Raw genomic sequence first — 12,777 nt, 5'->3', positions numbered from 1 at the left:
TTCATGGCCTCAACCCTAACCAGTGGGCTGAGGGTTGGCAAGCGTTGAAAAAAAATTGAGAGAAATGCTCAAAAAAAGCGCTATTGCGAGATTTTCTTGTGGCTAGCATTTGAATGCTTTGCATCTGTTGCGCAGTATTTTTCTTTGGCGCAATGGTGTGTCAACCGTTCAGAAGGGCTTCAGATCTGCGTTGGCCCGGCAACCGCCGCCCGTTTCGTCGGGCGGCTCAAGGGTCTATCGACGCAGAGTCAGCCCGGCCTCAGGGCTGAAAGGCACCGATGAAGATCGCCGGGTCAACACGCGCATCGTTCAGGCTGACGTTCCAGTGCATGTGCGGCCCGGTCGCGCGCCCCGTTGAGCCAACGCGCCCGACCACATCGCCACGACGCAGCTGCTGCCCGTTCTGCACGTCGATCCTGGACATATGGCAGAACATGCTGATGAAGCCCTGCCCGTGGTCCACGAACACCGTGCGGCCATTGAAAAAATAATCGCCTACCAGAATCACCTTGCCATTGGCTGGCGTCTTGATCGGCGTACCCGCTGGTACGGCGAAATCCAGGCCCGCATGGGGGTTGCGCTCTTCACTATTGAAGAACCGGCGCACGCCGAACTTGCTCGACAGCGGCCCATTGACCGGCTTGTCGAGGATCAGGTTGCTTGGCAATGCCGGGCTGAAGCTGCGGTAGGCCTTGATCTGCTCGGCCAGTTCGCGATCGATGCGCTTGAGGTCGGCCGGATTGGGGTTGACCTGGCGGGTGTTCTTCAAGGTGATGCGCTGTTCGGGGTACTGCTTGTGGCCCACGGTGAAGGGCAGGCTTCGGCTGCCTTGCTGCACCACCGCCTGCCCAGGCTTCTGGGTCAGGGGGATACCGACGATGGCCAACCAGTTGTCCTGTTCCTTGATCACCAGCACCGGCTTGCCATCGAAGCGTGCGCTGGGGGCACTGGCTGCCGGCCCCAGGTCGACCACTGCAACGCCGCCGGGCACCGGCTTGTTCAGCGTGCGGGTGATGTAGCTGGCCTGGGCTGTGGCGCTCAGGACGGTGAAGGCGAGGGCGAGCAGTGACGCGAGCAAGCGGGGCATGGGTCAATCCAGAAGTGAGAGCGTGACCGGAGTCAGGTGGTTATCTTCGACCCGCACCTGCAGCTCGCCTTCGTTGAGGCGTGCGGTGAGGCGCTGGCCGTTGCGCGTCTGTTCGGCGCTGCGGATGGCCTGGCCTTGTTCGTCGAGCAGAATGCTGTAGCCGCGCGCCAGCGTCGCCAGGGGGCTGACGATCTGCAGGGTCTGTAGCTGGGCCTGGAAGCGCTGGCGCCGGTCCTTGAGCACGTCGCGCATGGCCCGTGGCAGTCGCTCGGCCAGGCTGTCCAGGCGCTGGCCCAGCAGGGCCAGGGTGCGCCCGGGATGTTGCGCAGCCAGGCGCGTCTCCAGGCGCACCAGGCGCTCGCGGCGCTGATTGAGGTTGTGCAGGAAGGCACGGCGCAGGCGCATGTCCAGGTCATCAAGGCGCTGAGCCTGCTGACGCAGGCGTTCGCCCGGATGGCGCAAGCGGCGAATCAGCGACTCCAGGCGCAGGCGATCATGCACCAACCGGTTCTGCATGCGCAGGGTCAGGCGCCGTTGCAGGCCGTCCAGGCGATGCTGCAACCCGCTGCTGTCGGGGGCAAGCAGCTCGGCCGCAGCAGACGGGGTAGGGGCACGCACGTCGGCCACGAAGTCGCTGATCGACACGTCGGTTTCATGGCCCACGGCGCTCACGATCGGCGTCTTGCACGCGGCCACGGCGCGCGCCACGGCTTCCTCGTTGAAGCACCACAGGTCCTCCAGCGAACCGCCGCCGCGGGCCAGGATCAATGCGTCGAAACCGCGGCTGTCGGCCAGGCGAATGGCGCGCACGATCTGGGCGATGGCTTCGCGGCCCTGCACGGCGGTGGGGATCAGGTTCAACTCCACCTGGGGCGCGCGACGGGCGAACACACTGATGATGTCGCGGATCACGGCCCCGGTGGGGGAGGTGATGATGCCGATACGCTGGGGATGCGCAGGCAGCGCGCGCTTGCTGTCGGTGCTGAACAAGCCCTCGGCGCCAAGCTTTTCCTTGAGCGCCTCGAAAGCCAGGCGCAGCGCACCATCGCCAGCAGGCTCCACCGTATCGAGGATCAGCTGATAGTCGCCACGGCCTTCGAACAGGGACACCTTGCCGCGCACCCGTACCGCCAGGCCATCACGCAGTGCCTGGCGCACCCGCGTGGCGCTCTGCCGGAAGAGGGCGCAGCGCACCTGGGCACCGCTGTCCTTGAGGGTGAAGTACATGTGACCGGAGGCCGGCCGGGCCAGGTTGGAAATCTCGCCCTCCACCCACACGCTGCGGAAAACGTCTTCCAGCAGCACCCGGGCGCGGCCATTGAGTTGGCTGACGGTGAGCACATCACGGTCAAGGCCGAGGCGTTCGAAAGGGTCTTTGATCATGGGAAGGCACTATAAAGGATGAGGGGGCCGGGTGTCGTGCCCGGTCGATCAGGAACTGACCTGGATCGCGGGTGCCTACCCTGGCGTACCGATTGCCGAAGCTGCGCAGGTCATGTGCTCGATGAACTGGCTAACCAGCGGCCCGGCATCGCGACGGTGAGCGATGGCGACGGTGCTGACGCAGCCGGGGTCCGTCAGCGGGATGAACCGCAGCGCAGGAGGGGCGATGTCCTGCATGCAGCGTGGCAGCAAAGCCACCCCGAACCCCGCCTGGATCAGCTGCAACTGCGTGGTCTTGCGCGACACCACCCGCGCAGGCTGGGGAAAGAACCCCGCCGCCATGCACAGCTCGGCAGACAGATAGCTCAGGCCACCGCGTTGGTGGTGGGGAATGGAGATGAACGGCTGGCTCGAAAGCTCCGCCAAGGCGATGCAATCGCGCGCTGCCAGCTCATGGGTAGGGGCAAGCGCCAGCAGCAGGGGCTCTTCGAAGAGCGGCTCGACGCACAACCCATCGTGCTGACGCAGCACCGGCAGTCTCAGCAGCCCGATGTCCAGGCGACCTTCGGCCAGGGCTGCAAGCTGCCCTTCGGAGGACAGCTGGGCGATCTCCATGCTCACGCCTGGGTTGGTCCGCAAGTACTCACCCAAGTGCTCAAGCAACCGACCGGTCAGCGGCACCGTGCTGGAGTGGCTGATGTTCAGGCTGCCGCGCAGGCCCTGGCCAACGGCTCGGGCCAGCTCGCCAGCCTTGTCCAGGTCCAGCAGCAGGTTGCGCGCACGCGGCAGGAACGCCCGGCCCGCATCGGTCAGGCGAGGCAACCTGGCCGTGCGTTCGAACAACGCCGTGTCCAGCTGCAGTTCAAGCTCGCGCACCTGGCGGCTGAGGGCGGACTGGGCGACATACAGCCGTTCGGCCGCAGCACTGAAGCTGCCACATTCGGCAATTTCCACGAAGTAACGTAACTGACGGGTCGAGATCATGAGCGATGCCATTTCGAGATGGATCAAGGCGAGATTGCATATTAGCCGGCATGACACGGGTTTGGTTATGGTGCGCTGAACCTTCAAGGACAATGCGCCGATGCTTGCTGACTTCGCCATAGCACTACCGTTCTCGGGGCTTGACTGGCTACCCATCGTGCTGGGTATCGCGGCGGCCTATGTGGTGTTCGGCATCGCCGGCTTCGGCACGGCGTTGGTGGCAGGCCCGGTGCTGATCCATTTCATGCCGCTGTCGCAGATCATTCCCTTGCTGGTGTTGCTCGATTTCGTGGCGGCGTTCGGCAACCTGCTGCCCTCGCGGCGCGATGTGGTACGGGGCGAATTGCTGCGCCTGCTGCCGTTCATGGCGCTGGGGTGCACCCTGGGCGTTGTGTTCCTGCTGCAGCTCAAATCGGGCCTGCTGATGCTGCTGATGGGGCTGTTCATCACCGCCTACGCGCTCTATAGCCTGGCGCTGAAGGTACGCCCGGCCTCGCTTGCCGGGTGGTGGGCGGCACCGATGGGCACCGTGGGCGGGCTGTTCGGGGCCTTGTTCGGCAGTGGCGGCTTTCTCTACGCCCTTTACCTGAGCGCTCGCCTGCCCGACAAGGCGCAGGTGCGCGCCACCCAGAGCGCGTTGATCAGTTGCAGCACCCTGGTGCGCCTGACGCTGTTCCTGGTCGCCGGTGTCTACGCCGATCGACAACTGCTGCTGATGGCGGCCTGCCTGTTGCCGGTGATGGTCATCGGCCTGTGGGCTGGGCGCAGGCTCGCGCACAGGCTGTCACGCGAGGTCTTCGTGCGGCTGGTCACCTGGTTGGTGCTGGCCAGCGGCCTGGCGCTCATCGCTCGCTATGTGAGCGCTTGAGCAGGGGGTAGAATTGGCCGACTACCCGATCCAAGGCTTGTCCCGCTCATGAATACCCAAAGCATCATCGTTCCCAGGCAGTCCACCGTCCCGGTGCACGAGGCCCGCGCCCGCGCCATCCTGCGCTGGCTGGTCCGCGAAAAGGTCGTGGAAGAGCAGCTGACCACCTGCGGGCGTACCGGCAACCGCATGGCCCATGCCCTTGGGCCAGGTGCTCGCAAGGTGGCGCTGCACCCCGACAAACTGCCCTTCGGTGCGCCGGTCAACGGCCTTGAGGTGATGCTCAAGCGCTGCATCTATACGCCCACCGAAGGCTTCAAGGAAGAGGCAGGCTGCCCGCAGTGCCGGCGGGAAGTGGGCGAGCCGTTGTTCGACAGCCTGGAAGAGTGGATGCCTGGGGTCAGCGACAACTTCACGTGCCCGCTGTGCGGGTTCGAAGACGACATCAATGGCTTTCTGTTCCTGCAACCCTGTGCCTTTTCCAACCTGGGCTTCATCTTCAACAACTGGGGCGATGCCGGGTTCACCCAGGCGTTCATCGACAGCTTCGCCGATTGGCTGGACCAACCGGTGGCGGTGGTGCAGGTCCGGCTCGCCTGACGAGCGGCCGGGCAGGGCGGTAGCGCGCAGGGCAGCAACGGCCACTTGTAACTTCAGGCTTGATTTACATTGAGTGGCACGGCACGCATGAGTATAATGGCGCGCTTCCATTTTTCCCGCCCGGGAGCCCCCGCGATGTTGCGTATCAGCCAAGAAGCCCTGACCTTCGACGATATTCTCCTTGTACCTGGTTATTCCGAGGTACTGCCCAATGAAGTCAGTCTCAAGACCCGTTTGACCCGTGGCATCGAGCTGAACATCCCGCTGGTCTCCGCTGCCATGGACACCGTCACCGAAGCGCGCCTGGCCATCGCCATGGCCCAGGAAGGCGGCATCGGCATCATCCACAAGAACATGACCATCGAGCAACAGGCCGGCGAAGTGCGCAAGGTCAAGAAGTTCGAGGCTGGCGTGGTCAAGGACCCGATCACCATCGAGGCCGACGCCACCGTGCGTGATCTGTTCGACCTGACGCGCCTGAACAACATTTCCGGCGTGCCCGTGCTGGAAAACGGTGACCTGGTCGGTATCGTGACCTCCCGCGACGTGCGCTTCGAAAGCCGCCTGGACGCCAGGGTCCGCGAAGTGATGACGCCCAAGGAACGCCTGGTCACCGTCCGCGAGGGCGCGGACAAGAACGAGGTGCGCGAGCTGCTGCACAAGCACCGCCTCGAGAAAGTGCTGATCGTCGACGAGCACTTCAGCCTCAAGGGCATGATGACCGTCAAGGACATCGAGAAGGCCAAGGCCTACCCACTGGCCAGCAAGGACGACCAGGGTCGTCTGCGCGTTGGCGCTGCGGTCGGCACCGGCAAGGACACTGGCGAGCGTGTTGCCGCCCTGGTCGCCGCTGGCGTGGACGTGGTCGTGGTCGACACCGCTCACGGGCACTCCAAGGGCGTGATTGAGCGCGTGCGCTGGGTCAAGCAAACCTACCCGCAGGTGCAGGTGATCGGCGGCAACATCGCCACCGGCGCGGCTGCCAAGGCCCTGGCCGAAGCTGGCGCGGACGCGGTCAAGGTCGGTATCGGCCCTGGCTCGATCTGCACCACCCGTATTGTGGCCGGTGTCGGCGTGCCGCAGATCAGCGCCATCGCCAACGTCGCCGCTGCCCTGGAAGGCACCGGTGTGCCATTGATCGCCGACGGCGGCATCCGCTTCTCCGGTGACCTGTCCAAGGCCATCGTCGCCGGTGCCAGCTGCGTGATGATGGGTTCGATGTTCGCCGGTACCGAAGAAGCCCCGGGCGAAGTCGAACTGTTCCAGGGCCGCTCCTACAAGGCCTACCGTGGCATGGGTTCGCTGGGCGCCATGGCGCAGTCGCAAGGCTCCTCCGACCGTTACTTCCAGGACTCCTCGGCCGGTGCCGAGAAGCTGGTCCCCGAAGGTATCGAAGGCCGCGTGCCGTACAAGGGCGCACTGGCCGCGATCATTCACCAGCTGATGGGCGGCCTGCGTTCGTCCATGGGCTACACCGGCAGTGCCACCATCGAAGAGATGCGCACCAAGCCGGAATTCGTACGCATCACGGGCGCCGGCATGGCCGAGTCCCACGTTCACGACGTGCAGATCACCAAGGAAGCCCCCAACTACCGGGTTGGCTGATTGCTCAGCGGTAAGCTCCAGACGGTGGCTGCGTTCGCGCAGCCACTGCGTTTTCCCCGATCAACTTGCAGCTTGCAGCTTCAAGCTCGCAGCTGAATCAGAGATTCCCCATGGCCCTCGATATTCACGCTCACCGGATCCTCATCCTCGATTTCGGCTCCCAGTACACCCAGCTGATCGCCCGCCGCGTGCGCGAGATCGGCGTGTACTGCGAACTGCACCCGTTCGACATGGACGATGAAGCGATCCGCGAATTCAACCCGCGCGGCATCATCCTCGCCGGTGGCCCCGAGTCGGTTCACGAAGCCAACAGCCCCCGTGCACCCCAGGCCGTGTTCGACCTGAACGTGCCTGTGCTGGGCATCTGCTACGGCATGCAGACCATGTCCGAACAGATGGGCGGCAAGGTCGAAGGGTCCGACCTGCGTGAGTTCGGTTATGCCCGCGTGGACGTGGTCGGCAAGAGCCGCCTGCTCGACGGCATCGAGGACCATATCGACGCCGACGGCGTACTGGGCCTGGACGTGTGGATGAGCCACGGTGACAAGGTCACCCAGCTGCCGACCGGTTTCCACGTACTGGCCAGCACCCCGAGCTGCCCGATCGCCGGCATGTTCGACGACACACGCGGCTACTACGGCGTGCAGTTCCACCCGGAAGTGACCCACACCAAGCAGGGCGGTCGCATCCTGTCCCGTTTCGTGCAGGACATCTGCGGCTGTGAAGCCCTGTGGACCCCGTCCAACATTGTCGAGGACGCCATCGCCCAGGTGCGTGAGCAAGTGGGGTCGGCCAACGTCCTGCTCGGCCTGTCCGGCGGCGTGGACAGTTCGGTGGTCGCGGCCCTGCTGCACCGCGCCATCGGCGACCAGCTGACCTGCGTCTTCGTCGACAACGGCCTGCTGCGCCTGCACGAGGGTGACCAGGTGATGGCCATGTTCAAGGAGAACATGGGCGTCAAGGTGATCCGTGCCGACGCTGAACAGCAGTTCCTCGACAACCTGGCCGGCGAAGCCGACCCGGAGAAGAAGCGCAAGATCATCGGCCGCACCTTCATCGACATCTTCGATGCCGAGGCCAGCAAGCTGCCCAACATCCAGTTCCTCGCCCAGGGCACCATCTACCCGGACGTGATCGAATCGGCTGGCGCCAAGAGTGGCAAGGCCCACGTGATCAAGTCCCACCACAACGTCGGTGGCCTGCCGGAGGAAATGAACCTCAAGCTGGTCGAACCACTGCGTGAGCTGTTCAAGGATGAAGTGCGCAAGATCGGCCTGGAACTCGGCCTGCCCTACGACATGGTCTACCGCCACCCATTCCCAGGCCCGGGCCTGGGTGTGCGCATCCTGGGTGAAGTGAAGAAAGAATACGCCGACATTCTGCGTCGCGCGGACCATATCTTCATCGAAGAGCTGCGCAAGGCTGATTGGTACCACAAGACCAGCCAGGCCTTCGTGGTGTTCCAGCCAGTGAAATCGGTTGGTGTGGTCGGTGACGGCCGTCGCTACGCCTGGGTCGTCGCCCTGCGCGCCGTCGAGACCGTGGACTTCATGACCGCGCGTTGGGCTCATCTGCCTTACGAACTGCTGGAAACCGTGAGCGGCCGTATCATCAACGAGATCGACGGTATCTCGCGGGTGACCTACGACGTGTCGAGCAAGCCGCCGGCGACGATTGAGTGGGAGTGATCCTGCGTCCGGTATAGCCCGGCACGATCTAGCAAAAAATGCCCTGAAGCCCGCGTAATTGCGGGCTTTTGGCTTTTTGCGTTTGGCAAATTCGGATAGAGTTCTGCATCGCCAAGCACGGTGTTTGTGTGACATGGTACGGGGTATTGACTGCATCTAATGCCATGCATGACGCTCAATACCATGTCGTTTGCCTCAGTATTGACACTGTATCGAAAGTCAGGGCCTGGCTCGCGGCGCGTCCGCGCTACAACATGCACTTCACACCGACTCCGGCCTCGTGCCTGAATGGGGTCGAGCGCTTTTTCTCAACGCTGAGCGAGAAATGGATCAAGCGGCAGGCACAGGTTAGCGTCAAGATCTAGAAGCATCGATTGAGCACTACTTGGAAACGTCAACCAGACTCCGAAACCATTCCGGTGGCATGAGAAGGCTGGTGACAGCCTCCTCTCAGTCGCTCGTGCAGCAAGCGCGCTGGGCAAATGATGTTTCCATGATACTTATGAAGCACCACACGAGTGCCCCGAACGGGTAGTTCGTTATCTGTTTGAATAAATAGCCCAATGATTCAGAGGCTTTTAGATTAACGAACTACCCGGGCGGAACACGGGTCTTTGCTATTTAGTCCTTGATATTCCAATGGCCAATATTCGTCTTGTCATCCATGAACCTCAAGACCCCCCCCTCAATACTCAATGGCCTACCCGTCCCAGGCTCTCTTTGCCAGATCTCGTAATAATCGCCCTTGTCGACGAACGTCACGGGGTCGAACTTTTTACTGTAGGGCCTCACCCATCCTTTTGTGCTATCGATGTACTGACCCTTCAAGTGCTCGCAGGCAACCTTAAGGTAACCACCCCAGTTACCGTCTTTTTCCCAGCTGTCTACAACTTCAACCCATAACGTAGACCTTAATTTGCCTTCGGTGTGATCTGTGCGAAAGGCGCGTCCATATCTGTCCTTATTGTAGATTGCACCCGCCGTCGTCTTGGCTACATCGCCACCGTCAAGACCGATACCTAGCCCATCATCATCGGTGAACCTCACAATGGCTTTAGAGTTATTCTCGTCATAGCCAAAGTAAAGTTTAAAGGCAGACTCTCTTCGCTTTCCCATAAGACACCTCTATCCTGTTGATGAATGTTACAGCTGTGGAAAAAGACAGTATTTTCATGCCCCAGCGTCATTGTTAATGACGCAGAAGACAAAATCGAAACTCATTGAAAAATAGACGCGTGCAGCCTGTCTAGGTTTTCAAGTCTGTCTTTCGTCGTACCTAACGTAATGCGCCCTTATAGATTTTCATACTGGCAAAAATATCAGGTGATAACCGCCGTGTTAGCGTAATGGCCGCGGCGAGGGAGTCTTCGGTCAAGTCCTCCAGTGTGATGACGCCTGACCGCCTGCCCGCCTGACCCGAGCCGCCCATGATCCAGTTTGCACGCCTGACGTTGAGCGTCCCGATACCTGAAGGCATCACGAACATGACCTTCCGGCACCTGCTGGAGTAGCATCAACTGGCCTGAGCGAGGCTCGCGGTCATAACGGTTATCTTCAAGAAAAAGGCCTGTCGCTACGCCCCGAATGAAAGTGCTGATGCGTGATGGAGTCGTCGTTTGGCTGGCGGCACGCCGGTTGAACCCAGGCAAATTCAACGGGTCGCTCGTGTAGCAAGAGCGCTGGGTAATTGATGTTTCCATGGTACTTATAAAACACCCCACTCGCTGCGCAGGTGAAGGTGCATATTGACCCGAAGAAGGTGATGTTCGCATGGCTGCGGAACGATGGTCTGACATGTCAGGGGGCTGAGTTCATCGAGCGCTATAGCCTGAACGTTGCGCCGCCAGAAGCGCAGATCTTATCTAGTGCAAGCGTGCTGGAGTGGAACCGCGTCAACGAGATCAAGCATCTGGCCATCCACTTCGATCTGGATGTCCTGGATCCGACTGAGTGTCGCTCGGTCTTCTTCGGCGACCCTAACTCGGCCTGCAACCCTTACGAGGCTTCCCTGCAGGGAAAATGAGCGTCGCCCAAGGCGTGCGATTGATCAACGGTGTATCCAAGGCGACTGATGTGGTTGGTTTGGGTATCACCGAGCACCTGCCGTGAGACGCCATCACGCTCAAGGGTAGATTGGCTGAGATCCCGATCCTGAAGTAGGTCTCTAGAAAAGAAAGAGCCAGCTTCTGCTGGCTCATTCAAGCCAGTATGGGTTCCCAACTCAGGCGCCATGAATCACCCTTGATCTCATAGCCACTACCATGCATTTGCTCGACTGGCCGAGATTGGCTATTGAGACGACGCAGGCGAAAGGCTGTTTTTGGAATAGCGTGGGCGTGATCCACGCCATTTAGCAACAGCGTGTTGGCCACCGAGCTATAGCGCTGAAGCGCTCTCGGCTCCCTTACAGGAGGCCGGAAGGGACGGGGCCGCTTAGCGGCCCCATTTGCATTGGATAACAGCCTTTCACTCAATGCTTGGCTGCCAAGCCCAAGCCCCAAGTCCTAACGACCGCCGCGACTCAACCCACCCAGCCGCGCCGAAATCGACTGCATCCCCTTGCCCAACTCCCTGAGCGTACTCGCATCCCGGGCGCCTTCTTCACTGGCCGCATGGATCCGTACCGCCAGCTCGTTGATTTCCTGCGTCACGTGGCTCTGCTCCTGGGCGGCGACGGCGATCTGCTGGGCGCGCTGGACGATGTCGTCGAAACTACCCACGGTGGTGCCCAGGGTCGTGGCCACGCCCACGGCCTGCTGCACCGACTCGCGAGTGCGCTGCGCACCGTGCTGCATGGTGGTGACCGCAGCGTACGATGCCTCGCGTAGATGGGTGATCATTTCCTGGATTTCGTTGGCAGACGTTTGTGTACGGCCGGCAAGCGTGCGCACCTCATCGGCTACCACCGCAAAGCCGCGGCCTTGTTCGCCAGCGCGGGCGGCCTCGATGGCAGCGTTGAGCGCCAACAGGTTGGTCTGCTGGGAGATCGACTTGATCACCTCCAGCACGCCGCCTACGCGCTCGATGTCTTCGCCCAGTTGGGTGATCGCGGTGGCCGCGCCCGAGATGTCGGTCGCCAGGCCTTCGATGGATTCACCGTTGCGACTGACTTGGTCCTGACTCTTCTGCGCCTCGACCAATGAGCTGCGAGCCGTGTCCGAGCAGTCCGTGGTGTTGCGCGCGACCTCATTGGCGCTGGCCGACATTTCGGTGATGGCGGTGGCGAGCAGGGTGTTGTCCACGCGTTGCGCCTCTGCCCGATCGGCCAGGCCAGTGGACAGTTGCGCCAGCTCGTTGGCTTGTTCTTCCAGTGACACCGACTCCTCGGCTATGTGGCGCAGCATGGCCTGCAGAGAGCCGGCGTACTGGTTGACGGCCGTGCGCAAAGCGCCCAGCTCATCATTGCGCACAACGTCTAGCTGAGCACCCGCCTGGCCGCCTTGACCCAGGCTTTCGATTTGCGCCGTGGTTTCGTCGATCTGGGTGAGCAGCCGCTTGCCCGCCAGCCATGCCAGCCCCAGCAAAATGGCCAGTAAGGGCAGCAGGAACAGCAGGATCTGGCCGGTGAGCTTGTTCGCCAGGCCGACAACACGAGCTTCGGGGGTGACCAAGCCAATGCGCCAGCCAGTGCCTTCCATGGTAGTCAGGGTGACGTAGGCCGGCCCATCGAGGCGCGCATCGTTATCCAGATAAAGGGTGGTGGTGCCAGCCGGCTTGCTCGCCAGGCTATCGGCCACTGGCTTGAACCACGGTTGTTCCTGGCTCAGGCCAGCAAGGGTCGGCAAGCCCTTGGCGCTCTTTGCATCGGGGAAGAACAGCAGGTTACCTGAGGCGTCGACCGCAAAGGCGTAGCCACCGGTGACATTGCCGTTGGCCTTGAGGAAGGCCGCAAGGCCGTCGAGCTTCAGGTCAATGGTGGCGACGCCGGCGAACGCGCCTTGGGCGTGATAGGGCACGCTGCACGTCGTCATGGCGACGCCACTGACCGGGTCCTGGTACCCATCCGACCAGACACAGCGGCCCAAGGGCGCGGCTTTGGCGCCGATGTACCAGGACTCAGCCTGATACGGCGCGGTTTGCGCAGCGTTGTACTCGTCCGAGTAATCCAACCCATTGCTGGCGTTGCGTGCCCAGAAGAAACTGCGGCGTTCGGTGCCGGCAACGAAGCTGTTGGGTTCTGGCCACAGCCCGCCGCCTGCAATGGCGGTATCGCCTTGGCTGTCGATCACGTTGGGCAAGTTGGCCTTGATCAGGTTCTCGTCGCGGGGCAGGGTCTCGGCCAGGTGCGCCATCGCAGCCGCGGTGCCCTCGATGCGGTTCACCTGCATGGCCAGCTGGCGGGTGATGGCGCTGGCCGACTGTTCCGCCGCCTCGGTGCCAGCTGCAACCAGTTCAGGCTTGCCGCCCAGGGTCATGACGCTATAGATCGCCAATGCGGTGAGTGCCAGCAACGTCAGGATTCCCAGGGTCATGCGCCCGGAGATGCGATTGGGAAGTAGCGACATGCTGAAGCTCCACAAAATTTAGGTTGGCTTTCATTGATTACGGCAGCCAAGCCCGAT

General features: G+C 62.0%; 11 protein-coding genes and 3 pseudogenes. 7 read left to right on the top strand and 7 right to left on the bottom strand.

All coding sequences use genetic code 11. From position 1 onward, the window contains the following. Window positions 1-259: 259 nt before the first annotated feature. From B2Y33_RS04170 to B2Y33_RS04160, 3 genes are all read right to left on the bottom strand, one after another. Window positions 260-1,087, bottom strand: a complete 828-nt coding sequence (locus tag B2Y33_RS04170) for a M23 family metallopeptidase (protein WP_206405464.1) — start codon at window positions 1,085-1,087, stop codon at window positions 260-262. A gap of 3 nt (window positions 1,088-1,090) precedes the next feature. Next, entirely contained in the window at window positions 1,091-2,470 is a 1,380-nt protein-coding gene (gene xseA / locus B2Y33_RS04165; protein WP_023533297.1) for an exodeoxyribonuclease VII large subunit, read from the bottom strand. 75 nt (window positions 2,471-2,545) lie between these two features. After that, a complete protein-coding gene (locus B2Y33_RS04160; RefSeq protein ID WP_049695560.1) occupies window positions 2,546-3,454 on the bottom strand; it encodes a LysR family transcriptional regulator in 909 nt (302 codons plus the stop codon). A gap of 100 nt (window positions 3,455-3,554) precedes the next feature. Here B2Y33_RS04160 and B2Y33_RS04155 point away from each other — a divergent pair, with 100 nt between their 5' ends. From B2Y33_RS04155 to B2Y33_RS04135, 5 genes and pseudogenes are all read left to right on the top strand, one after another. Then, a complete protein-coding gene (locus B2Y33_RS04155; RefSeq protein WP_059183672.1) occupies window positions 3,555-4,322 on the top strand; it encodes a sulfite exporter TauE/SafE family protein in 768 nt (255 codons plus the stop codon). 48 nt (window positions 4,323-4,370) lie between these two features. After that, window positions 4,371-4,922 carry a hypothetical protein gene (locus tag B2Y33_RS04150; RefSeq protein ID WP_027913795.1) on the top strand — a complete coding sequence of 184 codons (552 nt, stop codon included), beginning with the start codon at window positions 4,371-4,373 and terminating at the stop codon, window positions 4,920-4,922. Between the two features lie 135 nt (window positions 4,923-5,057). Further along, entirely contained in the window at window positions 5,058-6,527 is a 1,470-nt protein-coding gene (guaB, locus tag B2Y33_RS04145; protein ID WP_023533362.1) for an IMP dehydrogenase, read from the top strand. A 110-nt stretch (window positions 6,528-6,637) separates the two neighbouring features. Continuing rightward, complete coding sequence (gene guaA / locus B2Y33_RS04140) at window positions 6,638-8,215, top strand: glutamine-hydrolyzing GMP synthase (RefSeq protein WP_023533313.1); 1,578 nt, start codon at window positions 6,638-6,640, stop codon at window positions 8,213-8,215. A 215-nt stretch (window positions 8,216-8,430) separates the two neighbouring features. Beyond that, window positions 8,431-8,701 (top strand): annotated as a pseudogene (locus tag B2Y33_RS04135) (IS630 family transposase); the annotation flags it as partial. Between the two features lie 135 nt (window positions 8,702-8,836). Here the strand turns inward: B2Y33_RS04135 and B2Y33_RS04130 are convergent. Further along, window positions 8,837-9,331: a hypothetical protein gene (locus B2Y33_RS04130; protein WP_027913797.1), complete on the bottom strand. Its 495-nt coding sequence runs from the start codon at window positions 9,329-9,331 to the stop codon at window positions 8,837-8,839. 160 nt (window positions 9,332-9,491) lie between these two features. After that, the gene (locus B2Y33_RS23160) at window positions 9,492-9,701 is read right to left on the bottom strand and encodes a hypothetical protein (protein WP_027913798.1); all 210 of its coding nucleotides are present in this window, start codon (window positions 9,699-9,701) and stop codon (window positions 9,492-9,494) included. On the opposite strand from B2Y33_RS23160, the pseudogene B2Y33_RS23155 reads away from it, so the two are divergent. Next, window positions 9,640-9,794 (top strand): annotated as a pseudogene (locus tag B2Y33_RS23155) (IS5/IS1182 family transposase); the annotation flags it as partial. The gene B2Y33_RS23160 and the pseudogene B2Y33_RS23155 sit on opposite strands and share 62 nt — an antisense overlap. Window positions 9,795-9,953: 159 nt before the next feature. Continuing rightward, complete coding sequence (locus B2Y33_RS04120; RefSeq protein WP_141400912.1) at window positions 9,954-10,238, top strand: hypothetical protein; 285 nt, start codon at window positions 9,954-9,956, stop codon at window positions 10,236-10,238. 481 nt (window positions 10,239-10,719) lie between these two features. On the opposite strand, the gene B2Y33_RS23150 is transcribed toward B2Y33_RS04120, so the two are convergent. Both B2Y33_RS23150 and B2Y33_RS23145 read right to left on the bottom strand, forming a co-directional pair. After that, complete coding sequence (locus B2Y33_RS23150; RefSeq protein ID WP_371920045.1) at window positions 10,720-11,421, bottom strand: methyl-accepting chemotaxis protein; 702 nt, start codon at window positions 11,419-11,421, stop codon at window positions 10,720-10,722. Between the two features lie 417 nt (window positions 11,422-11,838). Next, window positions 11,839-12,630, bottom strand: a pseudogene (locus B2Y33_RS23145) (cache domain-containing protein); the annotation flags it as partial. Window positions 12,631-12,777 lie beyond the last annotated feature (147 nt).

Source organism: Pseudomonas sp. UBA5666 (assembly GCF_002420785.1).
GTDB classification, from domain to species: domain Bacteria; phylum Pseudomonadota; class Gammaproteobacteria; order Pseudomonadales; family Pseudomonadaceae; genus Aquipseudomonas; species Aquipseudomonas fulva.
The sequence above is the reverse complement of the archived record's forward strand: the minus strand, read 5'-3'. Positions and strand labels throughout refer to the sequence as shown.

Bases quoted from the DNA above. Each gene is read 5' to 3' on its own strand.
- B2Y33_RS04170 (WP_206405464.1), bottom strand. From the start codon at position 1,087: ATGCCCCGCTTGCTCGCGTCACTGCTCGCCCTCGCCTTCACCGTCCTG.
- xseA (WP_023533297.1), bottom strand. From the start codon at position 2,470: ATGATCAAAGACCCTTTCGAACGCCTCGGCCTTGACCGTGATGTGCTC.
- B2Y33_RS04160 (WP_049695560.1), bottom strand. From the start codon at position 3,454: ATGATCTCGACCCGTCAGTTACGTTACTTCGTGGAAATTGCCGAATGT.
- B2Y33_RS04155 (WP_059183672.1), top strand. From the start codon at position 3,555: ATGCTTGCTGACTTCGCCATAGCACTACCGTTCTCGGGGCTTGACTGG.
- B2Y33_RS04150 (WP_027913795.1), top strand. From the start codon at position 4,371: ATGAATACCCAAAGCATCATCGTTCCCAGGCAGTCCACCGTCCCGGTG.
- guaB (WP_023533362.1), top strand. From the start codon at position 5,058: ATGTTGCGTATCAGCCAAGAAGCCCTGACCTTCGACGATATTCTCCTT.
- guaA (WP_023533313.1), top strand. From the start codon at position 6,638: ATGGCCCTCGATATTCACGCTCACCGGATCCTCATCCTCGATTTCGGC.
- B2Y33_RS04130 (WP_027913797.1), bottom strand. From the start codon at position 9,331: ATGGGAAAGCGAAGAGAGTCTGCCTTTAAACTTTACTTTGGCTATGAC.
- B2Y33_RS23160 (WP_027913798.1), bottom strand. From the start codon at position 9,701: ATGTTCGTGATGCCTTCAGGTATCGGGACGCTCAACGTCAGGCGTGCA.
- B2Y33_RS23150 (WP_371920045.1), bottom strand. From the start codon at position 11,421: ATGTCGGCCAGCGCCAATGAGGTCGCGCGCAACACCACGGACTGCTCG.